The 24073-nt window shown below is 69.3% G+C and carries 25 protein-coding genes, 1 tRNA gene and 1 pseudogene; 14 read left to right on the forward strand and 13 right to left on the reverse strand.

What is annotated here, in order from left to right; translation table 11 throughout:
* Positions 1 to 63: 63 nt before the first annotated feature.
* Both ACFYPA_RS14575 and dcd read right to left on the reverse strand, forming a co-directional pair.
* On the reverse strand, positions 64 to 564 hold the full coding sequence (locus ACFYPA_RS14575; protein ID WP_356322308.1) for a phosphoribosyltransferase: 501 nt from the start codon (positions 562 to 564) through the stop codon (positions 64 to 66).
* 6 nt (positions 565 to 570) lie between these two features.
* Complete coding sequence (dcd, locus tag ACFYPA_RS14580) at positions 571 to 1146, reverse strand: dCTP deaminase (protein WP_359080863.1); 576 nt, start codon at positions 1144 to 1146, stop codon at positions 571 to 573.
* A 507-nt stretch (positions 1147 to 1653) separates the two neighbouring features.
* Here dcd and ACFYPA_RS14585 point away from each other — a divergent pair.
* The 3 genes from ACFYPA_RS14585 to ACFYPA_RS14595 all read left to right on the forward strand — a co-directional run bounded on the left by ACFYPA_RS14585 (position 1654) and on the right by ACFYPA_RS14595 (position 2840).
* Positions 1654 to 1727: transfer RNA gene (locus ACFYPA_RS14585), tRNA-Gly, on the forward strand.
* A gap of 97 nt (positions 1728 to 1824) precedes the next feature.
* Positions 1825 to 2172 carry a transcriptional regulator gene (locus tag ACFYPA_RS14590; protein ID WP_359080865.1) on the forward strand — a complete coding sequence of 116 codons (348 nt, stop codon included), beginning with the start codon at positions 1825 to 1827 and terminating at the stop codon, positions 2170 to 2172.
* Entirely contained in the window at positions 2169 to 2840 is a 672-nt protein-coding gene (locus ACFYPA_RS14595) for a nucleotidyl transferase AbiEii/AbiGii toxin family protein (RefSeq protein WP_359080867.1), read from the forward strand. Before ACFYPA_RS14590 ends, ACFYPA_RS14595 begins: the two co-directional genes overlap by 4 nt.
* A 288-nt stretch (positions 2841 to 3128) precedes the next feature.
* On the opposite strand, the gene ACFYPA_RS14600 is transcribed toward ACFYPA_RS14595, so the two are convergent.
* The 7 genes from ACFYPA_RS14600 to ACFYPA_RS14630 form a co-directional block, all read right to left on the reverse strand.
* The gene (locus ACFYPA_RS14600; protein WP_389131947.1) at positions 3129 to 3905 is read right to left on the reverse strand and encodes a hypothetical protein; all 777 of its coding nucleotides are present in this window, start codon (positions 3903 to 3905) and stop codon (positions 3129 to 3131) included.
* Positions 3902 to 4177, reverse strand: coding sequence for a hypothetical protein (locus ACFYPA_RS14605; RefSeq protein ID WP_359080871.1), 276 nt, complete (start codon positions 4175 to 4177; stop codon positions 3902 to 3904). Before ACFYPA_RS14605 ends, ACFYPA_RS14600 begins: the two co-directional genes overlap by 4 nt.
* 509 nt (positions 4178 to 4686) lie before the next feature.
* On the reverse strand, positions 4687 to 5097 hold the full coding sequence (locus ACFYPA_RS14610; protein ID WP_389131950.1) for a hypothetical protein: 411 nt from the start codon (positions 5095 to 5097) through the stop codon (positions 4687 to 4689).
* Positions 5098 to 5292: 195 nt separating this feature from the next.
* Positions 5293 to 5481 carry a hypothetical protein gene (locus ACFYPA_RS14615; protein ID WP_389131952.1) on the reverse strand — a complete coding sequence of 63 codons (189 nt, stop codon included), beginning with the start codon at positions 5479 to 5481 and terminating at the stop codon, positions 5293 to 5295.
* A 156-nt stretch (positions 5482 to 5637) separates the two neighbouring features.
* A complete protein-coding gene (locus tag ACFYPA_RS14620) occupies positions 5638 to 6036 on the reverse strand; it encodes a VOC family protein (protein WP_389131955.1) in 399 nt (132 codons plus the stop codon).
* 70 nt (positions 6037 to 6106) lie between these two features.
* The gene (locus tag ACFYPA_RS14625) at positions 6107 to 7408 is read right to left on the reverse strand and encodes an erythromycin esterase family protein (RefSeq protein ID WP_389131957.1); all 1302 of its coding nucleotides are present in this window, start codon (positions 7406 to 7408) and stop codon (positions 6107 to 6109) included.
* Between the two features lie 195 nt (positions 7409 to 7603).
* Positions 7604 to 8212: a CatB-related O-acetyltransferase gene (locus ACFYPA_RS14630; RefSeq protein ID WP_389132138.1), complete on the reverse strand. Its 609-nt coding sequence runs from the start codon at positions 8210 to 8212 to the stop codon at positions 7604 to 7606.
* 223 nt (positions 8213 to 8435) lie between these two features.
* Between ACFYPA_RS14630 and ACFYPA_RS14635 the strand changes: the two genes are divergently transcribed.
* Positions 8436 to 9341 (forward strand): LysR substrate-binding domain-containing protein, encoded by a 906-nt coding sequence (locus tag ACFYPA_RS14635; RefSeq protein WP_389131960.1) that lies wholly within the window; start codon positions 8436 to 8438, stop codon positions 9339 to 9341.
* Positions 9342 to 9479: 138 nt separating this feature from the next.
* Positions 9480 to 9665: pseudogene (locus ACFYPA_RS14640) on the forward strand (WYL domain-containing protein); the annotation flags it as partial.
* Positions 9666 to 10114: 449 nt separating this feature from the next.
* Here ACFYPA_RS14640 and ACFYPA_RS14645 read toward each other — a convergent pair.
* On the reverse strand, positions 10115 to 10714 hold the full coding sequence (locus tag ACFYPA_RS14645; protein WP_359080881.1) for a hypothetical protein: 600 nt from the start codon (positions 10712 to 10714) through the stop codon (positions 10115 to 10117).
* 586 nt (positions 10715 to 11300) lie between these two features.
* Here ACFYPA_RS14645 and ACFYPA_RS14650 point away from each other — a divergent pair.
* The 3 genes from ACFYPA_RS14650 to ACFYPA_RS14660 all read left to right on the forward strand — a co-directional run bounded on the left by ACFYPA_RS14650 (position 11301) and on the right by ACFYPA_RS14660 (position 14093).
* Positions 11301 to 11885 carry a TetR/AcrR family transcriptional regulator gene (locus tag ACFYPA_RS14650; protein ID WP_389131962.1) on the forward strand — a complete coding sequence of 195 codons (585 nt, stop codon included), beginning with the start codon at positions 11301 to 11303 and terminating at the stop codon, positions 11883 to 11885.
* Positions 11886 to 11961: 76 nt separating this feature from the next.
* Positions 11962 to 13308 (forward strand): MFS transporter, encoded by a 1347-nt coding sequence (locus ACFYPA_RS14655; RefSeq protein ID WP_389131965.1) that lies wholly within the window; start codon positions 11962 to 11964, stop codon positions 13306 to 13308.
* A gap of 26 nt (positions 13309 to 13334) precedes the next feature.
* The gene (locus ACFYPA_RS14660) at positions 13335 to 14093 is read left to right on the forward strand and encodes an SDR family oxidoreductase (RefSeq protein WP_359080887.1); all 759 of its coding nucleotides are present in this window, start codon (positions 13335 to 13337) and stop codon (positions 14091 to 14093) included.
* 212 nt (positions 14094 to 14305) lie between these two features.
* Here ACFYPA_RS14660 and ACFYPA_RS14665 read toward each other — a convergent pair whose 3' ends face one another.
* A complete protein-coding gene (locus ACFYPA_RS14665; RefSeq protein ID WP_389131967.1) occupies positions 14306 to 15502 on the reverse strand; it encodes a PP2C family protein-serine/threonine phosphatase in 1197 nt (398 codons plus the stop codon).
* Between the two features lie 616 nt (positions 15503 to 16118).
* On the opposite strand from ACFYPA_RS14665, the gene ACFYPA_RS14670 reads away from it, so the two are divergent.
* The 4 genes from ACFYPA_RS14670 (at position 16119) to ACFYPA_RS14685 (ending at position 20337) form a co-directional block, all read left to right on the forward strand.
* Positions 16119 to 16346 carry a DUF6243 family protein gene (locus tag ACFYPA_RS14670; protein ID WP_359312670.1) on the forward strand — a complete coding sequence of 76 codons (228 nt, stop codon included), beginning with the start codon at positions 16119 to 16121 and terminating at the stop codon, positions 16344 to 16346.
* A 332-nt stretch (positions 16347 to 16678) separates the two neighbouring features.
* Positions 16679 to 18289 carry a D-alanyl-D-alanine carboxypeptidase/D-alanyl-D-alanine-endopeptidase gene (dacB, locus tag ACFYPA_RS14675; RefSeq protein ID WP_389131970.1) on the forward strand — a complete coding sequence of 537 codons (1611 nt, stop codon included), beginning with the start codon at positions 16679 to 16681 and terminating at the stop codon, positions 18287 to 18289.
* A 203-nt stretch (positions 18290 to 18492) separates the two neighbouring features.
* Positions 18493 to 19002 carry a SigE family RNA polymerase sigma factor gene (locus ACFYPA_RS14680; RefSeq protein ID WP_359080895.1) on the forward strand — a complete coding sequence of 170 codons (510 nt, stop codon included), beginning with the start codon at positions 18493 to 18495 and terminating at the stop codon, positions 19000 to 19002.
* Positions 19003 to 19068: 66 nt separating this feature from the next.
* Positions 19069 to 20337, forward strand: coding sequence for a hypothetical protein (locus ACFYPA_RS14685; RefSeq protein ID WP_389131972.1), 1269 nt, complete (start codon positions 19069 to 19071; stop codon positions 20335 to 20337).
* A gap of 200 nt (positions 20338 to 20537) precedes the next feature.
* Here the strand turns inward: ACFYPA_RS14685 and ACFYPA_RS14690 are convergent, their stop codons facing one another.
* Positions 20538 to 20960, reverse strand: coding sequence for a MarR family transcriptional regulator (locus tag ACFYPA_RS14690; RefSeq protein WP_359080899.1), 423 nt, complete (start codon positions 20958 to 20960; stop codon positions 20538 to 20540).
* A 161-nt stretch (positions 20961 to 21121) separates the two neighbouring features.
* On the opposite strand from ACFYPA_RS14690, the gene eno reads away from it, so the two are divergent.
* Positions 21122 to 22429 (forward strand): phosphopyruvate hydratase, encoded by a 1308-nt coding sequence (gene eno / locus ACFYPA_RS14695; RefSeq protein WP_389131975.1) that lies wholly within the window; start codon positions 21122 to 21124, stop codon positions 22427 to 22429.
* A gap of 271 nt (positions 22430 to 22700) precedes the next feature.
* Here the strand turns inward: eno and ACFYPA_RS14700 are convergent, their stop codons facing one another.
* Positions 22701 to 23099 (reverse strand): SRPBCC family protein, encoded by a 399-nt coding sequence (locus tag ACFYPA_RS14700; protein ID WP_359080903.1) that lies wholly within the window; start codon positions 23097 to 23099, stop codon positions 22701 to 22703.
* Positions 23100 to 23246: 147 nt separating this feature from the next.
* Here ACFYPA_RS14700 and ACFYPA_RS14705 point away from each other — a divergent pair, with 147 nt between their 5' ends.
* The gene (locus ACFYPA_RS14705; RefSeq protein WP_389131977.1) at positions 23247 to 24068 is read left to right on the forward strand and encodes a helix-turn-helix domain-containing protein; all 822 of its coding nucleotides are present in this window, start codon (positions 23247 to 23249) and stop codon (positions 24066 to 24068) included.
* Positions 24069 to 24073: the final 5 nt, after the last annotated feature.

Consider the following 24073-nt stretch of genomic DNA (forward strand, 5'->3'; position numbering starts at 1 on the left):
CGGTCGATCACCGAAGAGACCGCGGGGGCTCCTGCGTCCGCGCGGCCCCGAACATCTCGCCCGTCAGGCGTCCAGAACCTGCCCACCGCGCCGCACGACGGGCTTTTCCACACTCCAGGGGAAGTTGATCCAGCGATCGGTCTTCTTCCACACGTATTCGCACTTCACGAGCGAATGCGACTTCTCGTAGATCACGGCCGAACGCACCTCGGCGACATGATCGATACAGAAGTCGCGCACCAGCTTCAGCGTCTTCCCGGTATCGGCGACGTCGTCGGCGATGAGGACCTTCTTGTCCGAGAAATCGATAGCGTTCGGCACGGGCGCCAGCATGACCGGCATGTCCAGCGTGGTGCCCACACCCGTGTAGAACTCCACGTTCACCAGGTGAATGTTCTTGCAGTCCAGCGCGTACGCCAGCCCACCCGCGACGAACACCCCGCCGCGCGCGATGGACAACACCACATCCGGCTCGTACCCGTCGTCGGCCACGGCCTGCGCCAGCTCCCGCACGGCATGCCCGAAGCCGTCGTACGTCAGGTTCTCCCGCACGTCATCGCTCATCGGGCATCACACCTGGGTCCGGTGGAAGTTCATGTACGACCGCGACGCCGTCGGACCACGCTGCCCCTGGTACCGCGACCCGTACCGCTCGGAGCCGTACGGGAACTCCGACGGCGAACTCAGCCGGAACATGCACAGCTGACCGATCTTCATCCCCGGCCACAGCTTGATCGGCAGCGTCGCCAGATTCGACAGCTCCAGGGTCACGTGCCCGGAGAACCCCGGGTCGATGAACCCGGCCGTCGAGTGCGTCACCAGCCCGAGCCGGCCGAGCGAGCTCTTGCCCTCCAGCCGCGACGCGAGGTCGTCGGGCAACGAGATGACCTCGTACGTAGAGGCGAGCACGAACTCACCGGGGTGCAGGATGAACGCCTCGTCCCCGTCCGGCTCGACGGTACGCGTCAGATCAACCTGCTCGACGGCCGGATCGATGTGCGGATAGCGGTGGTTCTCGAACACCCGGAAAAAGCGGTCGAGCCTCACATCAATGCTCGACGGCTGCACCATCGACGCATCGAAAGGATCAATACGTACGCGTCCGGCGTCGATCTCGGCCCGGATGTCCTTGTCTGAGAGAAGCACCCACCGAGGATACGCAGAACGCGCGGACCCACCCTCATCGGGCCGCCCGCGCGTCTGTCCTTCGCTCTCCCGCCGCTCTCCTCTACAGCTCCTCTACCGCTCCTCGAACACCACAGGCACGGCATGCCGCAACCGCGCACAACGAGGACAGCGGATGAGCCGCCCGGGACCGATCCGCCCGGGCCCGAGCTGCTGCATCGGGAACGAGGCGGTAGTGAAAACGTGCCCTTCGGCACAGCGGACGACGGTGCGCTCCAAGGAGTCCATCAAGTCCCTTCCCCATCAAGCCGTGGACGAGAAAGCCACATTAGGGGATGAACAGGACGCCACCGCACGCGGCACTCCGACCACCCACGCTACGCCCCCAACTCCCGCCCGACACACCCCCATCCACTCCCCACCCCCCGGACCGGGCCCCACCACGACCCACAGCCGGGCTCACGCCTCGGGGGGTCCGCGATGGGGTAGAGTGTGGGTCGATGCGTCGCTGGCAAGCCAGTGCGTTATGCGGGTGTAGTTTAATGGTAGAACATGAGCTTCCCAAGCTCAGAGCGCGAGTTCGATTCTCGTCACCCGCTCCATGAAAAAGCCCCAGGCCAGCGGCCGGGGGCTTCTTTGTATCCAGCACCCTGTCACCGTCCGGTCGGCGCCCGTGGCCTCTCCCTGGATAATCGACGTATGGCATCACAGCCCAGTCTTTCCGATCTCCGCCGTGCCAAGTTCGCCAGGCGCGCGCCCGCAGCGCTCTCCGAGCTGGCAGGACCCGAGCACGGCACAGTGAACCTGCCACTTCACTTGGCATGGTCGGGACTGACCACGTTCGACCTCGACCAGCCCCGGCTGCGGATGAGCTACTACCGCATCGTGTTGGCGGAGGGCCAGCACGACGACCTGGTCCGGTACCTCAACCGCGGCCTCCTCGTCAGCTTGTGGCCCACGCTGCGCACACTGATCAGCCGTGATGTCCGTGAAGTCTGGGAACGCTCCTTCGACGAGCTGGCTCACAGTACCCAGGCCGCTGCGTGAACCTCACCGGTCTGCACCGTCGCCTGCTTGCAGACGTGCTCGCCGTAGGCGGCGAATATCCTCTGGCGCTTACCGGTGGCTACGCAGTCCAGGCGCACGGCCTGGTCGACCGGCTCAGCCAGGACCTCGATGTCGCGACCGAAAACCCCGAGCGCATGGACAACATTGCGACTGCCGTACGCATCGGCTTGGAGCAGCGCGGGTGGCAGGTCAGCGCTCTGGAAACAGACCCTCTGTCCGCGCGCCTGATCGTCACCGACCCTGTCAGCCGTGAAGAGTGCGAGGTCGACATCCTCAAGGAAGCACTCTGGCGGCCACCCGTAAACACCGAGCACGGCTTGGTGTTGTCCCTCGAAGATGTCGTGGGCACGAAGGTCCGCGCCTTGGCCGACCGCGGACTCGCCAGGGACCTTATCGACGTGCAGGCCGCCACGGGCCGTTGGAACCCCGTCGAACTCGAGGAACTCGGCCGGCGCCATGCCCGGGACTCCTTCGATCTCAGCGAGCTCCAAGCTCGGCTGGGCGGAGCCGACTGGATCGATGACACGGAATTCGCCGCCTACGGGCTGGACGAGGAGGCGATCGCCGGGCTGCGTCAGTGGGCACAGACCTGGGCCGACGACATCGGGGAACGACTTCACGAGCTCGCGTCCCCGCACGAGGACTGATGGCCTGACGGATGCCGACTACGCGACAGGTCGCGGTTCGCGAGAGGGACTGATCGCCCCTCGGCCGTCGTGCCCCATCCGTGCCCATCGGAGCGGACAACAGCGGTCAAGCACGGCGCCCATAGACCACACCGAGCTCACCTGGACCAGGTAAACATGCAGGTCAGGGCGACTTCGCCAATCCAAGCGCCGGCGATTCCCAAGCTCAGAGCGCGAGTTCGATTCTCGTCACCCGCTCCACGCGGAAGGCCCTGGTCAGAGACCAGGGCCTTGTTTTTGTTCCGACTGCTACGGCTCCGCGTCGAGGAGTCGGGCGGCCTCGCGGGGGTCCATCAGGTTGGACCAGGCTTGTTCGGCGGGGAGCAGATCCCGTTCCGGCAGGGCGTATTCGGGGTACCAGCCGTCGGCCTCGCAGCCGGGGACGTTGCGCAGGATCAAGGTGGTGAGGTTCGGCGGGACCGAACCCGTGATCCGCACCGCGAGGTACGTTTCGTGGCCGTCGTCGGCGCGGACCTGAAGGCCGACGGTGAAGGTGTCGAAATCCACGGTGTGTTCCTGGCCGTCCCGGAGGGTGCCACGGCTCAGCGTCAGAACCGTGGTCCGGAGTCGCCGGACGAAACGGACTCCCGCTTCGGCGCGATAGCGAACGTGGTCCTCGCGAGCGGGGAGTAAGTGGGTTGTGTGCGTGGCGGACTTGAGCGCGTCGGCGTTGCCGGCGTTGTAGCGGGATCGGGCGGTCTTGCCGTCGGCTTCGAGAGCGGCATAGAAGTCGTCGGTGGAACCGTCCTCGCGGCGGCCGGCCGCCACCAGCCACGGAAGATCGGCGTCCACCCAGACCGCCCCGCGCCAACGCTGGACCTTCACCTTGAACAACACCTGATCATCGACAGCGCGGATGCGCTCATGCTTGGCATCGTCATCCGCGAACTGCTCGGCGGTCTTCGCCAGGATCGGGTGCTCGATCTCGTCCAGGGGGTCGGTCACCGCCGGCAGGGGGAGTCCGAGGTCATCGCGCAGGCACCGCAGGGTGGGCCTGGCGGGACGCATCGCAGCGGGACCGGTCATTCGTCGATCCCGCCGACCGCGTCGATCTCCTCCGATGTCAGACCGGTCAGGAGCATGACGTCCGACTTCAAGGAGCCGTCCAAGACGCTGAGCGCCTCCACCATGCCCTCACGCAGATCCGCACGCCGCTGGTCCAGGTAAACCCGTACCGCCTCCGCGACCAGGTCCTTCTTCGTCAGGCCCAGGAAATGTGCGCCCTGGCTGATCAACTTGTCCGTCGCCGGGTCCACCTTGAGCGGCGACTGCCGGGGCGGCTTCGAAGCCGTGGTCATAATCCCACCTCCAACGCTCACGGTACCTTAGTACCTCATGTCGGGCTTCCCGCCAGTGACAGCGTTGTGACGCAGTCCGCCGACCGCTGGTACCACGGGCCGAATCGATGACGGTCGACCGGGTTGCACTGCGACGGATCGCCGGGGGTGAAATCGCGCGACGGCGGGCGCCGAATCCGGCGCGGCGAAGCTTTCCCATCCGCGGCACGGCGGCATCGAACACCCTCGTGCCCCATTCGTGCCCTTCGGAGCGGACAACAGCGGTCATGCAGGGCACCCAGAGACCACGCCAGCCTCGACCGCGCCAGCCGAACATGCAGGTCAGAGCCACTCCAGCCGCGCAAGAACCGTTGATTTCCAAGCTCAGAGCGCGAGTTCGATTCTCGTCACCCGCTCCACGCAAAAGCCCCAAGCCAACGGCCGGGGCTTTTGGGTAGGCAGCTCAGGGGCCGTTCACCTGCGGTGGGCGTGGGATTTGCACGCACGGCGACATCGCTGCCACGACGGTTTCAAGGTCGCTGTCGAGATGGGGTGGGGCTTGATTTCACGAAGGCGATCATGGCGGAAGCAACGCTGGTGGCGACGAGGCTCCCCACCGCGATCATCCCCACGCCGACCATGAACAGGCCGCTGTAGTCGTCCGACCAGTCGTAGTAGGCGGCACCGGTCAGGCCGACTGGGACGCCGAGCGCGGCGCCTGCGATGTAGCGCCGGGATGCCGCCCAATACACCGGCGCCATCAAAGTCAGCACCAGCCCGATCACCTGCCACGCCTCGTACGGGCCGGTCTCCGAACCATCAGGCTGCACGTCACGGTGCTGGTCCCAGCCCAGCCAGGCAGCCCACGCCGCTAGCGCCATCACAGCCAGCGCGAGGATCGCCATCAGCTGGGGAAAGAGTTTCAGAGATCGTTGCGGCATGGCTCAACCGTCCCGGATGCCCCCGGAACTGAACAGAGTTGACGTACTCACCTCGGCATGAGTAACGCGGCCACGGATCGGCTCTTCCGACACGTCGGCATCGGCCCCCGCTGTGCGCCGCTCGCTCGGCGAATCAGGAGTGCCCCGGAAGCGCGCGCTTCCGGGGCCGCGCTCCGGTCGTAGCTGTGCCTCAGGTCAGAACGCCGAGGTGTAGGCGGCGAAGAAGGGTGTCTTCACCGGCGCTCCGCCGGGGTCGAAGCACGCCACGTAGAGCCGGATGGAGCCACTGGTCCTGTCCCAGGGCTTGTACAGGCCGTAGGAGTCGGCGCTGCGCCCGTAAGCGGTGACGTGGGCGGTGTCCGACGGGACGGCTACCGACGGCATGGTGACCGTGAAGGGCGCTCCCGAGCCACCGAGGCTGTTGGTGGCTCCGCTCGAGTTGTAGTTGGTCAGCGCGGGCAGCGACGCGCTTCCGCTTCGGCGTGAAGGTCCAACGGCTGCTGTGTCGGAGTCCGGGGCCTAGTGTGGTGTCCAGGCCTCTCAGGACTCGGATGGTGCAAGGGTGCGCATGACGTCGAACTCGTTGCCCTCGGGATCGGCCATGACCACCCACCTCCTCCCGGAGCCCTGCCCCACGTCCACCTTGGCGGCGCCGAGGCCGAGCAGTCTGGTCACCTCGTTGTCGGTGCTGTCGTCGATCGGGCTGACATCGAGGTGAAGCCGGTTCTTCACGGTCTTGCCCTCGGGCACCTGGATGAACACGAGAGTGGGCGGCATCTGGCGGGCCCTGACCTCCTCGACGGTCGGCACCCAGGAGCCGATCTCGACCTTGCCCTGTGCCCGCTCGATCACCTTGAAGTCCAGGACCTCACACCAGAAGGCGGCGAGCCTCTCCGGGTCGTGACAGTCGATGACCAACTCTGCGAACCTGCTTGTCATGTCTTCTTCCTCAGGATCGTTCCGTACGTGGTTCCCGGCTCAGCCGTTGCGCAGCCGGGGGATCGTGGTTTCACGGCGATGACGACTCGGCGTCCATGCCGTCGGTCACGGTGGAGGCCGGGGTGTGCAGGATGCCGTCGAACGCGTCCAGGACGGGGGTGTGCAGGAAGGTGCTCTGCAGCCGGATGCGGTCGGGGGCGGAGGCGGGTTCCGCGGTCCCCGTGCGTGCCCGGTGGAGGCCGGTGACACTGAGCCCGAGACCGGCCGCGGCGAAGGCGGCTTCCACACTGCCCGGTTCGGGCGGCTGCAGTGCGGTGTGCTCGATGGTGAAGCCGAAGCGCGCCCCCTCGTCGCGGACCATCTCCGCAGTGTGTCCGCCGGAGCTGGTGAGGCCGAGGGCGAAGTAGTCGTCGCCGAGAGCGTCGCTCAGGTACTGCCCCATCGGGAACCCGGTGAGGTGGCCGCCGAAGGAGATCGGCGTTCTCTGGATATGGGCGTTGTGGGCCGCCAGCACGATGCGGGCTCCCGGCTCGGTGCGCTCCAGGTGCCACAGGACGGACTCGGCCATGTAGAGGTCCCGGGCCGAGGTGTCGGCCGTCAGCCCTTTTCCGGCGAACAGGCCGGCCATGGCTCGGAATCCGTGGTCGGCCCGGCAGGCACCTTCGAGACGGTGCAGGGCGATGTCATAGCTCTGCCGGTCCCCGCGGGAGACGTACAGCGGTGCGACGGCGCGAAACCGGATGAGCAGGCGTGCCAGGGCCGAGGTGAGGGCGTCCTGGTCGGCGGCGGGCAGACGGGTCCACGCGGGCGCGGCGACCGCCGCGGAGGCGCCGGCGAACGATTCGGCGATCCGCATCGCCTTCTGGACGATCGGGAGGGTGTCGGGGTCGACCTGGCGCAGGTAGTCGGCGATCGGGGCCAGGGCGGGCAGCAGGGATCCACCGGCGGCCGGGATATCGATGCCGGCGAAGCGCACCGGTGCCGGGGCCGTGCGGTTGTGCCGGCGGATCCAGCGCAGCGGTCCGTCGACACCGACCGGGATCGCCTCGGCGAGATGAGCCCTCAGCGCGTCTTCCGTGCCCTCGCCCTGGCCCCAGGCGTCGAGGGGAAAGCCTTCGCTGAAGCCGTATTCGAAGGCCAGGACCGTGAAGCCACAGCGTTCGACCAGGAATCGCACGAGGCGGCGGCGCAGCCGGATGAACTCGTCGACGAAATGGGAGTGTTCGCCGACCGCGACGACACGCGCACGGCCGATGAGGTCGCGCAGCGGTTCCAGGTCGTCGAGGGACGCCTCGGGATCGAGGTGGGTGAGCGGGATCGCATGCCCGCCGAGCCAGTCGGCGAACGAGTCGGAGGGGCGCCCATCCGGCATGCTGATGACTCGATTCTCGTATCGGGGAAGTATCTCGATGGACAGGGTGGGGGTGAGGAGCGACCTCGTGCAGGAGCACGGCCGGAGGGCGGCGGCAGAGCGGTCGTGCCACGTCGCGCCACCGGTCTTCGGAGCCCGGACAGCTCGACGGCCGATGCGGCGCTCCCGCGGCACGGCCGAGGTTGTGACGTGCCGCTACGGCTGTGCGGGGGCCGCCTTCTGCAGGTCGTCGACTCTGCCGGACATGACGGTGCGGATGTGGTCGGTGAGGTGCTCGGCGGGCCAGTCCCACCAGGCAACCGCCAGGAGCCGGGCGATGTCCTCGTCGTCGTATCGGGTGCGGATGAGCCGGGCCGGGTTGCCGCCCACGACGCCGTAGTCGGGCACGTCGGAGGTGACCACGGAGCCCGTGGCGAGGATCGCGCCGTGGCCGATGCGCACCCCGGGCATGACCGTCACGCCGTGGCCGAACCAGACGTCGTTGCCGACGACCGTGTCCCCACGGTCGGGCAGGCCGGTCAGCAGATCGAAGTGGTCGGCCCAGGAGCCGCCCATGGTGGGGAAGGGGAAGGTCGAAGGGCCGTCCATGCGGTGGTTGGCGCCGTTCATGATGAACCGAGCCCCCGTGCCCAGCGCGCAGAACTTCCCGATGACGAGCCTCTCCGGCCCGTAGTGGTAGAGCACGTTGCGCGTCTCGAACGCGGTCGGGTCGTCCGGGTCGTCGTAGTACGAATACTCCCCCACCTCGATCAGCGGCGACGTGACCAGCGGCTTCAGCAGGACCACCCGCGGCTGGCCGGGCATGGGATGCAGCGCGGTCGGGTCGGCGGGAACGACTGCCTTCACTGATGTCTCCTCTTCGAAGTACCACTGGACGGGTCGCGAGCGCGGCGCGTCTCCCCGTGCCGGGTACCCGAAGTCCGGTGAGCCCCCTTGCTGAACGGAGCCCCGTCCCGACCTGCCCAGCCTCGGTGCAGACGGGCCCCGGGGACAACACCGGGTCCGATAAGCTGCGTTAACCTCTCGCTTGACGACGAAGAGAGTCGGCGTGGAACTGCGCGATATCGAGGTCTTCCTGACCTTGGCCGAGGAACTGCACTTCGGCCGGACGGCAGAGCGGCTGCACGTGACGCCCGCCCGCGTCAGCCAGGCGATCAAGAAGCAGGAACGCCGCATCGGAGCCGCCCTGTTCGAGCGCAACAGCCGGTCCGTGACGATGACGCCGATCGGCCGGCAGCTCTTCTCCGACCTGCTGCCCGTGTACCGCGGCCTGCACGAAGCCGTGGAGCGTGCCATCCGCTCGGCCGGCGAGAAGACCGAAGTGCTGCGCCTGGGCATGCTCTCCAGCAACGTCCAGGATTTCCGGCTGCTGCTCGACGCCTTCGCCGCCAGGCACCCCACATGTGACGTCCAGATCCGATACGTCGGATTCGGCGACCCGTTCGGACCGCTGCGCGCCGGCGAGGTCGATGTGCAGATCGCCTGGCTGCCGGTCGAGGAGGCCGACCTCACCGTCGGACCGGTCGTCAGGATCGAACCCGTCGTCCTCGTCGTCGGAGCCGGGCACCGGCTCGCCCGGCGAGAGACCGTGTCGTACGAGGACCTGACCGACGAAGTCGTCATCGGCGGGGCCAAACCCGACTACTGGCGCGAGGCCCTCACGCCGAGCCACACCCCCAGCGGGCGTCCGCTCCGGGTGGGTCCGACCGTCACCACCGAGACCGCGATGCTTCCGATCCTGTCCAATGACGAGGCCGTCGCGTTCGTGCACTCCCACGCCAGCCGGAGCTACGCCCGAGCCGACCTCGTGTACGTCCCCGTCCACGACGCTCCTCCGGCCCACTGGGCGCTGCTGTGGCGTACCGCCACCGAAACCGAGCTGATCCGCTCCTTCGCGCACGTCGGCCGCCTGATCGAACCGAGTGGTTCCTGACGGACTCCGTACGGAGGGACCGGCGTTTCTCGCACGCGTCCAGCGGTTCGCCTCGGCGGCCACCGGCCGGACCGTGACCGCTGTAAGCCACAGAAGGCCGAGGCCCGCGGCGGCGATGAAGGCCGAGGGGGTGGAGGACGAGAAGAACTGCTGAACACCGCTCGAGCTGTCCGCGCCGAGGAACCGGAGGGCGAGGGCTGGGTTCGTCTGGACGTGACCTTCGCGGGCTTGCGGCACGCGGTCTGGGCGGTATGGCAGCTCGACACCGACGCTCACGCCCTCGCCCCCGACTCGTTGCGCACCGCCTTGCGCGACCGCCTTGCGCGACCGCATTGCCACCCTTCGCCGCTCGGTACGACGATCGAGACTGAAAAGGGGGGAGCCCTCCGCCAAACCATCAGTTCGGTGCCGGGGGATCACCTAGTCGGCATGTGCGGCGGCAGACCGCTGACGAAGAAGGCGCCCAGGGAGTCGGCGAGCGCATCCGGAGCCTCTTCGGCCACGTGGTGCCCCGAGTCGATTCCGTGGCCTCGCACATCTGGCGCCCGCGCGGAGGTGAGACCAGGAGACCAGGAGCGGGACGGCACCCTCGCGCCCTCCAGTTCCTGACGCAGAACGCCCGGCTGGGAGATTCCAGCCGAGCGTCTGGTTGAGCTGCTGACAACAGCCGCTCCGTTTGACCAGCAGGGGTGTTACGCCCCCTTGCGTGGGCCACCGGGAGGGGGTTCGCGCCGTCCATGTGGTCTTCAGGCTGCCGTCAGATCAGATGCCGGTCAGATCGTCGGCGTGTCGTCGACGATCTCCTTGTGCGGTTCGACGATGAATTTCCAGCCCGCACTGGGCTCCAGGAACCGCACCCGGGTCGGGTAGATGTCCAGGGCGCGGCGGTCGCGGTTCTGGTTGTTCGTGTTCTTCCGCCCCCGGGCCGGCTCCTCGTACAGGTCGACCTTGACGTCCGGCACCGCGACGGCTTCCTCGCTCCAGCGCTGGACGACCCCCGCGCCGAACGCGTCCCGCGCTGCGGAGTAGAGCGACTCCAGGGATTCCTTGCTCCCGCCGGGAACGAAGAGGGCGAGGTTCAGGAGGACGCCGGCGCTCTGGAGAACCTCGATCTCTTCCCCCGCCTTGTCGGCAATCCAGATCCCGCCCTCTTCAGCGTTGTCCGGGAGGACGTGCACCTCCTCACCGAAGATCGTCTTGGCGGTGAAGGCCCCTCCCTCAAAAGCATGACCCGGCTCCGTAAGAAAAGCCGGGGCGTAGCAGTCGAGAGGAAGGCCATGCGTCCCCGCCGAGACGAAGATGCCGTCCTGGAGGCCCAACCCTGAAATCTCCTCGGCCGTAAGACGTCGAGCCGTAACCTTCTCGGTATTCACGCCATTCCCCTTTTAAATCGTGGCGCCCTGTGAATTCATTACGACCCTATCATGAAAACGATCAGCCACTTTCCCTTACGCACATCATCGAGCCCGCAACAACGCAAGCCAACCCTCCGAGTAATTCCTATTCCTGAGAACTGCGGACGAAGCTTCCCGCATCACGGCGAAACGCAGCACTCCTAGATAAATGTCGCGATATTCGGGAAATGGTCATCCCGCTCCGGCGCCGCTTTGGCAACATAGCGAGATTGATCACGGCGAATTCAAGCGCACTTCCGATGCTGCGACATGCGGGAGAGGGAAAGCGCAATCGAGGTACGCATGCGCGGCGGCGCTCCGTGTTCGCATCCCGCACCGCTGCGCGCCGGCTCCGAGGTGGCTCGGAGCGCCCGCGGCGAGTCCCCGCCGCGGGCGAGCGAAGCAGGCGCGGCACGACGTCGGACCCGGTTCCGGCGCGCACGGGCGAAGGGCGGCAGGGCGGACGGGCACGCCCGACACGTCGCGACGGAGCAGTCCCCTCAACAGCGCACCCAGAGAGGGTAGTTATTGACCGATCGTTCTGCATTCGCTTATGGTCTCCGATGTGGCCAGGACCAAGGAATTCGATCCGGACGCCGCGCTGCAGTCGGCCCTTGAGCTGTTCTGGCGGCGCGGTTACGAAGCGACGTCGATCGCCGACCTCGTCGAGCACCTAGGCATCGGCCGCGCCAGCATCTACGCCACCTTCGGCAACAAGCACGAGCTGTACCTGAAGGCCCTGGACCGGTATGCCGAAGGGCGCGATCCGCTCCTCCTCGACGAGCTGTCCCAGCCGGGGCCCGCGCTGCCCGCGGTACGGGCGGTGGTACGCCGCTTCGCCGCGGAGGCCGCTTCCCCCGAGGGCCGGCTGTATGGCTGCCTCGTCACCAACACGGCGGCCGAACTGGCTCCGCACGACCCCGCGGCGGCCCGCCAGGTCGAGAGCAGCTGGGAGCGCCTGGAGACACTGCTGCACTCCGCACTCGTACGAGCGCGGGCCCAGGGCGAACTGTCCGGGGATCGCGATCCGCGTGCGCTGGCCCGCATGCTGCTCGTCCTGCTGCAGGGCGTACGGATCGTCGGCAAGGCGTCCAGCGATCCCGCCCGGGTGCGTGACGCGGCCGAGCAGGCGCTGACCCTGCTGGACTGAATCACGCGCGCAGGCATCACCACCTCCTCTCTCACTGCCCGAATAATGGACCGATCGATCAAATATGGGGAGGGTCATGACGGCCGAGGAAGCCGCCCGCGTCGTCGACGTTCGGCACCGGTACGCCTTCGCCCTTCTCGGGATCGTCCAGGCCACGTTGATCTTCACACTCGCCGTCATCGCTGTGCCGTTGCCTCTCATCGGGCGCGAATTCGGCTTGCGGCGGCCCGACTTGATCCTGCTCAGCGCGTCGTACGGACTGACCTTCGCCGGGCTGCTGCTCTTCGGCGGCCGTCTCTCCGACCGCTACGGCGGGCGGCGTACCCTCGCCGTCGGCCTCCTCCTCCTCGCCGCCGCCTCGGCCGCCGCCCCGCTCGCCCCCGGCATCGGGGTGCTGCTCGCGGCCCGCCTCGTACAGGGCGCCGGGGCTGCCCTCGTCGCGCCCGCCGCCATGGCCGTACTGCGCGTCGTCTACCCGTCCCCCCTCGCGTACGGCAGGGTGATGGCCACCTGGGGCGGCCTCTCGGTACTCGGTGCGACCGTCGGCAATCTGCTCTCCGGCGTCATCCTGGCGTGGCTGTCGTGGCGTTGGACCTTCCTCATCCCCCTCGCGGTCTCGGTCACCGCCCTGACCCTCATGCCCCGGCTACTGCCGCACACCGCCCCGCACCGGGGCCGGACTCTCGACCTGCCGGGGGCTCTGCTCGCCACTGCCGGGATCACCCTCGCCAGTTACGGACTCGTCGTCACCGACGTCCGGCCCCGGTCGTCAGCCGGCGTGCTCGTGCCGCTGCTCAGCGGGGCCGCACTGCTTGTCGCGTTCCTGTATGCCGAGCGTCGTACCGCCGACCCGCTGCTGCCGACCCGCTTCCTCCTCGACCGACGGCGAGCCCTCGCGCTCACGGCCATCGCGCTGAGCGCCTGTGGGACAGCGATGACCTTCGTGGTCCTCTCGCTCCACCTGCAGCAGACACGCGACTGGTCACCCCTGCGGACCTCAGCCGCGTTCGTGCCGTTCGCCGTCGCGCTGATCGCTTCGAGCCGGGCGGCAGGGCCGCTCGTCATCCGGTACGGGGCCGGAGCCGTCACGACCGCCGGACTCGGCACCGGTGCGGCCGGGCTCGCCCTGCTCGCCTCCAGCGGACTCCACGTCCACACGCCGTACGCGTACGGGCTGCTGCCGGGCCTCGTACTGCTGTCGGCCGGTGCGGCGGCGTCCTTCGGCGGAGCCGCCGTGCTCGCCACCGAAGGCGTACCGGCGCAACAGGCCGGGCTCGCCGGCGGTGTGCTGAACAGCGCGATGGAACTCGGCCCGACCGTTGTGTTCGCACTCCTGCTCACGCTCGGCAGCGATGCCGTGTCCCTGGCCGCGACGGGCTCCGCCCTCGCCGTCGTAGCCGTCCTCACCCACCGCGCCAACTGATCCACCCACCGAAGGAGTTGCTGAAGTTGAATCGCTTTTCCGGCAGGACCGTGCTCGTCACGGGCGCAGGTTCCGGTCTCGGGCGTGCGATCGCGCTCGCCTTCGCCGCCGAGGACGCGTCCGTCATCGCCGCGGGACGTACTGCGGCCTCTCTGGACGAGACGGTCGGTCTCATCGAGGCGGCCGGCGGCACGGCTGCCGCCATCCCGGTCGACGTCACCGACTCCGACCGGCTCCGGGACCTCGTACGCGGGAGTGTCACCCGCTTCGGCGGGCTCGACATCGCGGTGAACAACGCCGGAATACTCCGCGGCACCGTCCCCGTCGGAGAGGTGAGCGAGGAGGACTGGGACGCGGTGCTGCGGACCAATGTCACCGGCGTCTGGCTGGCCATGAAGCACGAGATCGCCCACATGAAGGAGAACGGCGGTGGGGTCATCGTCAACATCTCCTCCAACCTCGGGGCTCACCTGCGCATCCCGAACGCCGCCGCGTACATCACTTCGAAGGCGGCGGTCTCCGCGCTGACCCGCGCCGCGGCTCTCGACCACATCCACCAGGGCATTCGCATCAACGCGGTCAGCCCGGGCGCCTCCGCCGCTCCCATGTCACTACGGCCCGGCGAGACCGAGGCCGACCGTGCCGCGCGGGTGAAGTCGGAGAACCCTCTCGGCCGGGTCGCGGAGGCCGAGGAAGTGGCGGCCGCGGTGCTCTATCTGGCCTCGCCCGCCGCCGGCGCAGTGGTCGGCACCGACCTGGTCGTCGACAGTGGGTCATCGGCCTGACGGTGGACCTGGGCCACGCCCGTCCAGCAGGTCGGACACGTTACGGGGCCTTCCGCCGAGCCATGGGAACACGCTCAGCAGCGCTGCTGCGTGCCCCACCCGTGCCCCCGGGTTCAGGACCTCATGGCGCAACGACAACGTGCCCATGAGCACGAGGGCACGCATGGCGGACGGCCACTGCCGCACTCTGTGGGGTGTTTACGCTCCTCCCGCTACGGTCTCGTGCGGTCCGGTCTGGATCGTGTCGCTCGGTCGCGGCTGCCGTGCCAGTCCAGAATCAGGATGGTGGCGTCGTCCTTGAGGTGGCCGTAGCAGGCCTCGAGCACCGCCCCGGTCAGGCTTCGGACGGCTTCTCGCGGGTGCAGCGCCCTGGTCTCGCGCATGATCGAGGCCAGGTCGACGGCGGCCGCGTCCCGCTCCTGCATGCCGTCGGTGAGCAGGACCAGGCGGTCTCCAGGCAGCAGTTGGAGTTCTTGCAGGCGATAGGGCCTGGGGCCTGCCACGCCGAAGGGCAGGTTGACGGCGAGCTCGACCTCTTCGACGGTGTCGCCGCGCAGCCGCAGGGGGCGGGGGTGGCCGGCGTTGACCAGTTCGCACAAGCCCGTGTCGAGATCGACGCAGAGCAGCTGCCCGGTAGCCAGGCCGCGGTTGTGACTGAGCAGGGTCTGGTGGGCGTGGTTGGCCTGGTTGACGGCGTCGCAACCGCTGCGGCGCGACTGTCTCAGCGCTCCGACGAGCAGGGTCGCCAGCAGCGCGGAGTCGGTGTCGTGCCCCATCGCGTCGGTGATGGACAGGTGCAGGGTGTCGCGGTCGAGGGTGTAGTCGTAGGTGTCGCCACCGATGTCGTCGGCCGGGATCAGCCCGGCGGCGAGGGTGAACTCGTCCGCCTCGCAGCAGGGGGCCGAAGGAAGCAGCTGGTGCTGGATCTCCGCGGCCAGGCTGGTCCGGGTGGTGCGCCGGCCCAAGTGGTACAGATCGGTGAAGCGGCGGTCCGTGACGATGATGTAGGCCAGCGCGTGCGCAGCCTCGCGCACCTGCCGGAGCACGGTGTCGTCGCAGGCCTGCAGGGTCACCTCCAGGACGCCGATGCGGTCGCCCCGGTTGGTGACCGGCGTGATGACGCGCCGGCTGCCCTGGTCGTCCGCTTCCACGTGCTGGCGCTGGCTCTGCAGGACTCGGTCGTAGACGCTTCCCAGCAACGCGATGGGCTCGTCGGCGTCCTCGGCGGTGCTGCCGGCCGCGGTCAGCCGTACCAGCCGCTCGCCGATGAGGTCGACGAACAGGAAGGACACGCACTCCGCGCCGAACCGCTTCTGCAGGTCGTGCGCCACCACCTCGACGGACTCACCGGGCGGAGCTGCCTCGGCAGCGGCCAGCAGTTCGCCCAGTTCCAGATCTTCACCCATCACAACACCCTCCCATCGGCTGGTGCACCTTCTTCCCCACATCCCCGAGACTTCACCCCCCGAGCCTGTTTTGCCTGGTCAGGGCATACTTGACAGGCCTGCCCAGCTGATTCGGAGCGCGCCGAGCGGCGTCTGCGGACACTCAGTGCGGGGCGATGGCGGGCTCCAGAGGACGCGAGTGAAGCCGAGTCCGGCGTGGGGCCGTCCCCCGCCGCTCCCACCCGGCACGCTTGGGCAACCCGCCGGGCACGGGCGTCCTCCTTCCCGCTGGGCTTCGACTGTGTGCTGACCGGCGGTCGCGTCGTCGCGGCAAGCGGCCGTACAGCCTGCTCAACGGTGTGACCGCCACCTTCGGCCCTGGCAGCGGTGCTGTCGCTGCTCGCGGTGGGGTTCCTGGACGAGCGCCGTGCACGGGCGAGGATGACGACGGAGCCGGCTGCTGCGTGAACCGGGGCTGGTGTGCGGAGCCGGCGGAACCGGGTAACGTCGTTGTCATGTTCTTCCAGACGCCGATTTACGAGTGAGAGTGTGACGGGCCCCCGCTGACGTCCTTCACCGTCGCCGCCCGTCCCCCACCGCCGAATCCGTAGATCACTTCGCATCATTACCGGGAGAACCCGTGACCGTGAGCAAGAACATCAACAACCCCGTGGGCATGGGCGGCGGCCAGCGCAAGAGGCTGTCCCGCGCCGAACGGCAGAACAACGGCCCGCACCGCAACCTCGACCGCCAGGGTGCGGCCGAGCAGAAGGCGGAGCTGGTGCGCAAGATGCGCGAGAAGGCGGACGCAGCCGAGGACACCGCCGAGGGCGCCGCGCAGACGGGCGACGACACCGCACAGAGCTGACGCACGGCCGCCGCAGGGCGGCACCGCTCGGGGCAGGGCCCGGACCGCGACGCACACGCGACGCTCGGTCCGGGCCCTGCTGCCGTATCGGGCCTGCCCCGTATAGGGCTCTACCGCCTCACCGAGCGCGGCCCCTCCCGCCCTTCGCCGCATCGAGGCTCGCGGCCACTGCGCACGCGGTCATCCAACGGCGCTGCGCATTTCGACGCATGCGCCGTTCCGTTCGGGTGACAACCGTTCGCGCCGCCCGCGCGCGGCGTTCATCGGGGTCCATACCTGACCCCATGGACAGGAAACCGCCGAGACGAACGGTGCGTATCGCAGTGCGAGGAATGAACTTCGGAGCCCTTCGGCAGCGCATGGTGGCCGGAGGCTGTGCCCTGCTGCTCCTGGGCGGCCTGACATCGGGTGCGGCAGCCCAGGCCGCCTCGTCGGCCGACCACGTGGGTTCCGACCGGCTCGATCCGCGGATCACGGAGATCATGCGGAAGCCGGACTACACCAACGCCCAGTGGGGTCTGCTCCAGCAGGACCCGGACAGCGGTCGGGTCGTCCACAGCCGGTTCGCCGAGCAGTTCTTCATCCCCGGGTCGGTGGCCAAGCTGTTCGGCACCTCCGGGGCGTGGAACACCCTCGGTGGCGACCACCGCTTCAGGACGCCGGTCTACGCGGTCGGCGAGCGCCGTGGAAGCACGCTGAACGGCAGCCTCGGCCTGGTCGCCCAGGGGGACCTGACCATGGGCGGCAGGACCCGCCCCGACGGCACGGTCGACTACACCGACCTCGACCACACGTACGCCAACGACTTCCCCGGCGCCACGCTCACGCCGGAGAATCCGCTCGCCGGCATCAACAAGATCGCGCAGCAGGTACGGAAGTCCGGCATCACCCACGTCAACGGGAACGTGATCGTCGACGACCGGCTCTTCCGGCCCGAGCCGGTCTTCATCCCCGTCCCGACGCCGTTGATGATCAACGACAATCTCATCGACCTGCTGACCACCCCCGGCGCCCGCCCCGGCGCGCCCGCACGACTGGACTGGCGGCCGAAGGTCGCCCCGTACCGCGTCACGTCGACGGTGAAGACCGTGGCGGCGGGCAAGCCGACGAACATCGAGGTGACGACCTCCGACAACGGCACCCGGATCCGGCTTTCCGGCACCGTCGCGGCCGGCTCCGAACCGGCTCTGAAGGTGTCGCCCATCACCGACCCGGCGGCCTTCGGGCGCACCGCGCTGATCGAGGCGCTGGGGCGTGCCGGGGTGAAGGTGACGGCGAAGCCGACCGGCGCCAACCCGGTCGGGCAGCTCCCCCGCTCGTACGACGGCCGGCCGCGGGTGGCTCTGTACACCTCGCCGCCGTTCGTCCAGTACGCCAAGCTCATCTTCAAGGTGAGCCACAACCTGGGCGGCAACCTCGCCATCTGTCTGATGGCGGTCGCCGCCGGCAGCAAGGACTGCATGGACGGCTTCCCGGTGCTGGCCGACTTCCTGGATCACGCGGGTGTCGACCGCACTCAGGTCCAGCTCGCGGACGGCCGTGGCGGAAACCCCGCCGACCGGACCACGCCCGAGGCCGTGGTGCAACTGCTGACGTACTGGCAGCACACCCGCGAGGCGACAGCCTTCCGCAACGCGCTGCCCATCCTCGGCGTCGACGGTCTGCTGGCAGACAACTGCACCCACTGCCCCGCCCGCGGGAAGGTGTTCGCCAAGACCGGCGCCGCCGTCGGGCTGGATGCGCTCAACAACCGTCTGGCCGTCGGCGCCATCACGATCGCCGGCTACCTGGACAAGGGCAACGGCCGCTTCGACGCCTTCTTCGCCGGTGTGAACGGCGCCTCCACCCCCGATACGGACGTCAAGGGTGTGCTGGACATCGCCAATGACCTCGCCATGATCTCCGCGTACCTGCAGGAGGCGGCAGCGCGGCGGGAGGACTGACCGCCCGCGTCACCCATGAGACGGGACGGGCCCCCTGCGAGCGCAGGGGGCCCGTCCCGTCTCGCTTCAGCCTCCGCGACCATGGCTCATCGTCCGGAAGGGGTGTGCGTGCGTGCGTGCGGGATGTTCGTGTGTCCGGGCGGGTGAAACATTTCCCGGGGGCCACCGCATCTAAGAGGGTGTAGGTGAGAAGGAGTGGCTTGTTGAGGCAGTCCAAGGAAAGCGCCTTCCGGGAGTTCGCGGAAGGCCGCATGGGCCATCTGTTCCGTTCGGCGTGCCTGCTGACCGGCGGGGACACGCATCTTGCCGAGGATCTCGTACAGGAGACACTCGCCCGGATGTACGTGATTTGGGGGCGTATGTCGCGGGTCGGCAACCCTGCGGCGTATGCGCAGACCGTGCTGGTGCGGTGCTATCTCGGGTACCGGCGGCGCAGATCTACGGGGGAACGGCCGAGCGGCGAACTGCCGGACCGGGCGGGGGAGTCGGCGGAGGACGCGTCCTTGAGGATGACGCTCCTCGACGCCCTGCGCGGCCTGCCGCCGAAGGACCGGGCGGTGATCGTTTTGCGTTACTGGGAGGACCGGTCGGTCACGGAGACCGCGGATGCGCTGCACGTCAGCTCGGCTGCCGTACGCACCCGCAGCACCCGTGCGCTCGCCCGGCTGCGTGAGCAACTGGGCGACAACATGGGCGAGCTGGCCGTGCGCTGAGTCCTCTCCTTCTTCCTTCTTCTTTCTTCTTCCTCTTCCACAGGTGTGGGGACGGTGGTGATCGGCATGCACGAAAACAGTGCGTCGAAGGACCGGGACGCCTTCGAGGGCGAGCTCGGCGCGGCGATGAAGCGGGCAGGAGAGGGGTTCTCCGCAGCAGGACGGCCCCTCGTGGACGGCGGGGTCGTGCGCGGACGGCGCCGGACGGTGCTGCGCCGCAGCACCGCGGTGACCGGCAGCGTGGCGGCACTGGCCGTGATCGGGCTCGGCGGATCGTTCCTCACGGGGGGCATCGGCGCCTCGCGGGACGGTGGCGACGGGGCGGCGGTCGGTGCGCAGTCGACGCACAAGGCGACGCCCAAGCCCCTCTCCCCCGAGCAGCAGGTGCGCAGGACGCTCGAGGAGCTGCTGCCGGAAGGCAGGTTCAGCGAACAGCCCGGCATCGGCGGCACGGGCGCCAATAAGGTCCCGCGCCCGCCGGCCGCCTCCGTCGTGTACGACGACGGCCACGGGAAGGCCGCCCTGTCTGTGGCCCTGAGCCGGCAGAACCCGGACGAGAAGCTGAACGAGGACGAGTTCTCCTGCCCGGACAAGAATCTGAACCCTTACGAGGATTGCTCCGCCACCACCTCCGAGGACGGCTCGCGGCTCGTGCTGTACAAGGGCTGGGAGTACCCGGACCGGCGCGAGGAGACCAGGTGGTGGTACGCGGACCTGCTGACGCCCGAGGGCTACCGCGTCCAGGTGTCCGAATGGAACGCGCCCGCGGAGAAGGGCGCAGCGATCAGCCGCCCCGCCCCGCCGCTGTCGACGGACCGGTTGAAGTCGCTGGTCCGGGCCGAGGAGTGGCGCCCCGTCCTCGCGGCCCTTCCCGAACCCGCGGCCCCGGCGCCGTCGCAGCCGGGCCCCACGGGCCTGAGCGGTGCGGTGATCCTGGACAGGCTGACCGAGCAGCTCCCCGACCGCCTGACGGTGAAGGCGTCCGGGAAGCAGCAGGGGGAGTACGCGTACGTCGTGGTGGACGACGGCCGGGGCAGGAGCTTCGTGCAGATCAACGTCCAGCCGGACATGTCCGACGTCGAGGGCGACCTCTTCGGCTCCGGCACGAAGGTCCTGGCGGACGGCACGAAGGTGGCCAGACATCAGGGGCCGGGCGAGAAGGGCGGTGAGGGCGTGAAGATGAACCAGGTCGACACGATCCGTCCCGACGGCTTCCGCGTCGTGATCTCCGCGTTCAACAGCGCGAACCAGAACGAGGCCGCCACCCGGGCGGAACCGGCCCTGAGCCTCGACGAGTTGCAGAAGATCGCCACGAGCAGGAGCTGGCGGAGCTGAGGGCTGCCCTCCTGGCAGGTTCTGCCGCCCCGGCGGAACGCCTCTGTCAGTGGGGGTCGCTACGGTCTGAGGTGTGGGGCCGGTCAGGCACGTCCGTACGTACAGGACTCCGCGGTCATGACGGGTGGGAACCAAGGTCCCCGGCAGCCGGCTCGGGACTCAACCGCTGAACCGTGCCCCACCCCTCTCCCCGGCGGGCACTAACGCGCGGCGAGCCGCTCCAGCAGGGCAGCGCTGCGCGCCAGCAACGCCTGCTCCTCGTCCGTGAGTTCGGCCTCGATGGCCTGGGCGAGCCAGCCGACCCTGCGGCCGCGTTCCGCTTCGAGCGCCGCGCGGCCCGCGTCCGACAGCTCGACCAGAGACTTGCGGCCGTCCGTGGGGTGCGCGCGACGCGTGATCAGGTTCTGTTCCATGAGCAGGCCCACCGCGCGGGCCATCGACTGAGGGCGCACGCGCTGGTCGACGGCGAGGTCACTGGTGGTCATGGCACCGTCGCGGTCGAGTACGCCGAGCACGGCGACCTGGCCCAGCGGAATGCGGTCCTCGTGCGTGACGCGCCGCGTGAGTTTTCCCATCGCCGTGCGCAGTTCGGCGGCGACGGCGGCGGCTTCCTGGGTGGGCATAGGGCACTTTACCCCGTTGGTCAGCAAAGCTGTGTCCCCACGTCGCACAGCAATGCTGTACAGCCAAACTGAGCAGCATTGCTGTAGGGTTCCGATGTCGGGCCCAGCGCCAGCGTTGTCGCAGCCGGGGCCACGGCACACGACAACGGCAAGGAACTCCCATGTCCGCATCAGCAGCCGGACCCGTCGACGCCGCCATCGAAACCGTCACCGCCCGCCGGATCATCGACAGCCGGGGCAACCCCACGGTCGAGGTCGACGTCGTCCTGACGGACGGCTCCCTCGGGCGCGCAGCCGTCCCCTCCGGCGCCTCCACCGGCGCACGGGAAGCAGTGGAGCTGCGCGACGGGGACACCGCGCGCTGGCACGGCAAGGGCGTCGACCGCGCGGTGGGCCACGTCAACGGGGAGATCGCGGCGTCCGTGCGCGGCCGGGACGCGGCCGACCAGGCGGGTCTGGACGCCGCCCTGATCGCCCTGGACGGGACCGCCACGAAGTCCCGGCTCGGCGCCAACGCCGTCCTCGGCGTCTCGCTCGCCGCCGCCAAGGCCGCCGCGGCGGCGAGCCGCCGGCCCCTCTACCGCTACCTCGGCGGCGACGGCGCCCACCGCCTGCCGCTGCCGATGATGAACATCGTCAACGGCGGTGCCCACGCCGACAATCCGCTGGACTTCCAGGAGTTCATGATCGCGCCCGTGGGTGCGGACTCCTTCGCCGAAGCCGTACGCATGGGCAGCGAGGTCTTCCACACGCTGCGTCGCGATCTGCTGGCCGCCGGACACTCCACCGGCGTCGGCGACGAGGGCGGCTTCGCCCCCGCGCTGCGTACCGCCGAGGAGGCGCTCGACTTCGTGATGGCCGCCATCGAGCGCACCGGCTACCGTCCCGGCACGGACATCGGCCTGCTCATGGACCCGGCGTCCTCGGAGTTCTTCCACGACGGGGTGTACGACTACGCGGGCGAGGGCGTGCGCCGGACCCCGTCCGAGAACGTCGACTACCTGGCCGGGCTCATCGACGCCTATCCCGTCCTCTCCATCGAGGACCCGATGGCGGAGGACGACCTGGACGGCTGGCGCGAGCTGACCGCACGCGTCGGCGACCGCTGCCAGCTCGTGGGCGACGACGTGTTCTGCACCAACGAGACACTGCTGCGCGAGGGCATCCGCACCGGCGTCGGCAACTCGGTCCTGGTCAAGGTTAACCAGATCGGGACCCTGACCGAGGCGCTGACCGCCGTGACCACCGCCCACGAGGCGGGCTGGACTGCGGTCATGTCGCACCGCTCGGGCGAGACTGAGGACACCACCATCGCGGACCTGGCGGTGGCGACGGGCTGCGGTCAGATCAAGACCGGTTCGCTCTCCCGGTCCGACCGCACGGCCAAGTACAACCAACTGATCCGCATCGAGGAGGAGCTGGGCGACTCGGCGCGTTACGCCGGCCGCTCCGCGCTGCGCCGGGCGTGAACCTCCGGCAGCCGCGGGGGCCACGCGGGTTCCTTCACCGCTGACGCACCCCGAGCGGCGGCTCCGGGCGGTCCGCGGACGGCGGGCCGCCCGAGAGCGTCGGCGGCAGTGCCCCGGCGTACACGTCGCTGAGGCTGGGCGCCGTGCTGGTGGGCGGCGTCGGTGCGGGCGTCGTGCTGGTCGGCGGCATCCCGGGTCGACGAGAGCGGTGCGTAGCGCGACAGCCCGGTCCGGCCGGACCGACTGAGCGGGACGCGCCGCCCGTGAGCTCCTACGTGTTCAGCGTCTCCCGCATGACGAGTGAGCCGGCGTCGACCATCTCTCCGATGGGGCCCGCCAGTTCGTCCGGCGTCACGTCGGTCGTCCAGACGAAGCGACTGCGCCCGCCGGTCTCGGCGAGGACCTGCATGGAGGCGTGATGGTGCTTCGGCGCCATCGAGCCGCCCACCACCGCGTAGGCCACCCGGCGGGCCTCGTCGTCGACGTCGACGATCAGTTCGTGCACGACGGCACCGTTCGCGAACGTCACGATCCTGACGTCCGCCTCCATGCGGGTGTCCGTGACGAAGCCGGGCACCAGCCGCTCGTGCACGGCCCCGACATCGCGCAGAACCTCCCAGACGTTCTCCGGAGCGTTGTCGATCAGGAATTCCTTGCGGATGTGAGCCATGTGGTCTTCTCCCGTCGGGTGACCGCCCCGGCGTCGGCTGCGAGGCGGTCGCGAAGTGCGATGTCGCCCAGCCTGCCCGCCGGGCCCTGCCCCGGTCTTGAAGATTCTTGCGGGCCGGCTGTCCGACCCCCGGCGTAGCGTTCGGGGGTGCTCACCTCCACGGTCCTCGCCGCCCGGCCCGACTTCCGTATCAGTGCGGTGAACTGCCGGGACGACCACACCCGCTGGGCTCCGGCGGAGGTGCGCGACGACTACCGCGTGGTGCTGGTGCGCCGGGGAAGGTTCCGCAGACAGACGGCCGGCATCCCGGCCGAGGTCGACCGGACGATGGCCTATCTCGGCGTCCCGGGCGAGGAGGAGCGCTTCGCGCACCCGGCCGGCGGGGGTGACGAGTGCACGTCGATCAGCCTGACGCCCGCGCTGTGGCGGGTCGTGGCGGGTGAGGACGCCCGCCCCGCGCGTCGGAGCGTCTACGTGGGGCCCCGGCTCGACCTGGCCCACCGCCGGGTCCTCGCGTCCGCCCGCACCGGCGACGTGGACCATGCGGTGACCGAGGAACTCCTCGGTCTGCTCTCCGCCACCGTCGGCCAGGCCGTCGACGGAGCCGCCCCGGCCGGGGCCCGTCCAGGCCGGGACGAGGCGTCGCTCGTCGCCGCGGCCCGGGAGGCGATCGGCGCGGCCCACCCCGCGTCCGAGGGGCTGCTGCCGCTCGCGGAGCTCCTCGGCGTCTCGCCGTACCGGCTGAGCCGGTCCTTCACCCGCGAGCTGGGGGTGTCATTGACCCGCTACCGCAACCGGGTCCGTATCGGCCGGGCACTGGACCGGCTGGACGCGGGCGGGGAAAGCCTCGCCGTCCTCGCCGCCGACCTGGGCTTCTCCGACCAGGCGCACCTCTGCCGGACCATGCGGGAGCACCTCGGCCACACCCCCACGGCACTGCGGCGCCTCCTCGCCCCGCCGTCACCCTGACGAGG

Source organism: Streptomyces sp. NPDC005775, from assembly GCF_042871565.1.
GTDB lineage: Bacteria > Actinomycetota > Actinomycetes > Streptomycetales > Streptomycetaceae > Streptomyces.

Coding starts and splice junctions, on each gene's coding strand:
- ACFYPA_RS14575 (WP_356322308.1), bottom strand. CDS start 564: ATGAGCGATGACGTGCGGGAGAACCTGACGTACGACGGCTTCGGGCAT.
- ACFYPA_RS14590 (WP_359080865.1), top strand. CDS start 1,825: ATGGCATCACAGCCCAGTCTTTCCGATCTCCGCCGTGCCAAGTTCGCC.
- ACFYPA_RS14600 (WP_389131947.1), bottom strand. CDS start 3,905: ATGACCGGTCCCGCTGCGATGCGTCCCGCCAGGCCCACCCTGCGGTGC.
- ACFYPA_RS14605 (WP_359080871.1), bottom strand. CDS start 4,177: ATGACCACGGCTTCGAAGCCGCCCCGGCAGTCGCCGCTCAAGGTGGAC.
- ACFYPA_RS14610 (WP_389131950.1), bottom strand. CDS start 5,097: ATGCCGCAACGATCTCTGAAACTCTTTCCCCAGCTGATGGCGATCCTC.
- ACFYPA_RS14615 (WP_389131952.1), bottom strand. CDS start 5,481: ATGCCGTCGGTAGCCGTCCCGTCGGACACCGCCCACGTCACCGCTTAC.
- ACFYPA_RS14620 (WP_389131955.1), bottom strand. CDS start 6,036: ATGACAAGCAGGTTCGCAGAGTTGGTCATCGACTGTCACGACCCGGAG.
- ACFYPA_RS14625 (WP_389131957.1), bottom strand. CDS start 7,408: ATGCCGGATGGGCGCCCCTCCGACTCGTTCGCCGACTGGCTCGGCGGG.
- ACFYPA_RS14630 (WP_389132138.1), bottom strand. CDS start 8,212: ATGCCCGGCCAGCCGCGGGTGGTCCTGCTGAAGCCGCTGGTCACGTCG.
- ACFYPA_RS14655 (WP_389131965.1), top strand. CDS start 11,962: ATGACGGCCGAGGAAGCCGCCCGCGTCGTCGACGTTCGGCACCGGTAC.
- dacB (WP_389131970.1), top strand. CDS start 16,679: ATGAACTTCGGAGCCCTTCGGCAGCGCATGGTGGCCGGAGGCTGTGCC.
- ACFYPA_RS14685 (WP_389131972.1), top strand. CDS start 19,069: ATGCACGAAAACAGTGCGTCGAAGGACCGGGACGCCTTCGAGGGCGAG.
- ACFYPA_RS14690 (WP_359080899.1), bottom strand. CDS start 20,960: ATGCCCACCCAGGAAGCCGCCGCCGTCGCCGCCGAACTGCGCACGGCG.
- eno (WP_389131975.1), top strand. CDS start 21,122: ATGTCCGCATCAGCAGCCGGACCCGTCGACGCCGCCATCGAAACCGTC.
- ACFYPA_RS14700 (WP_359080903.1), bottom strand. CDS start 23,099: ATGGCTCACATCCGCAAGGAATTCCTGATCGACAACGCTCCGGAGAAC.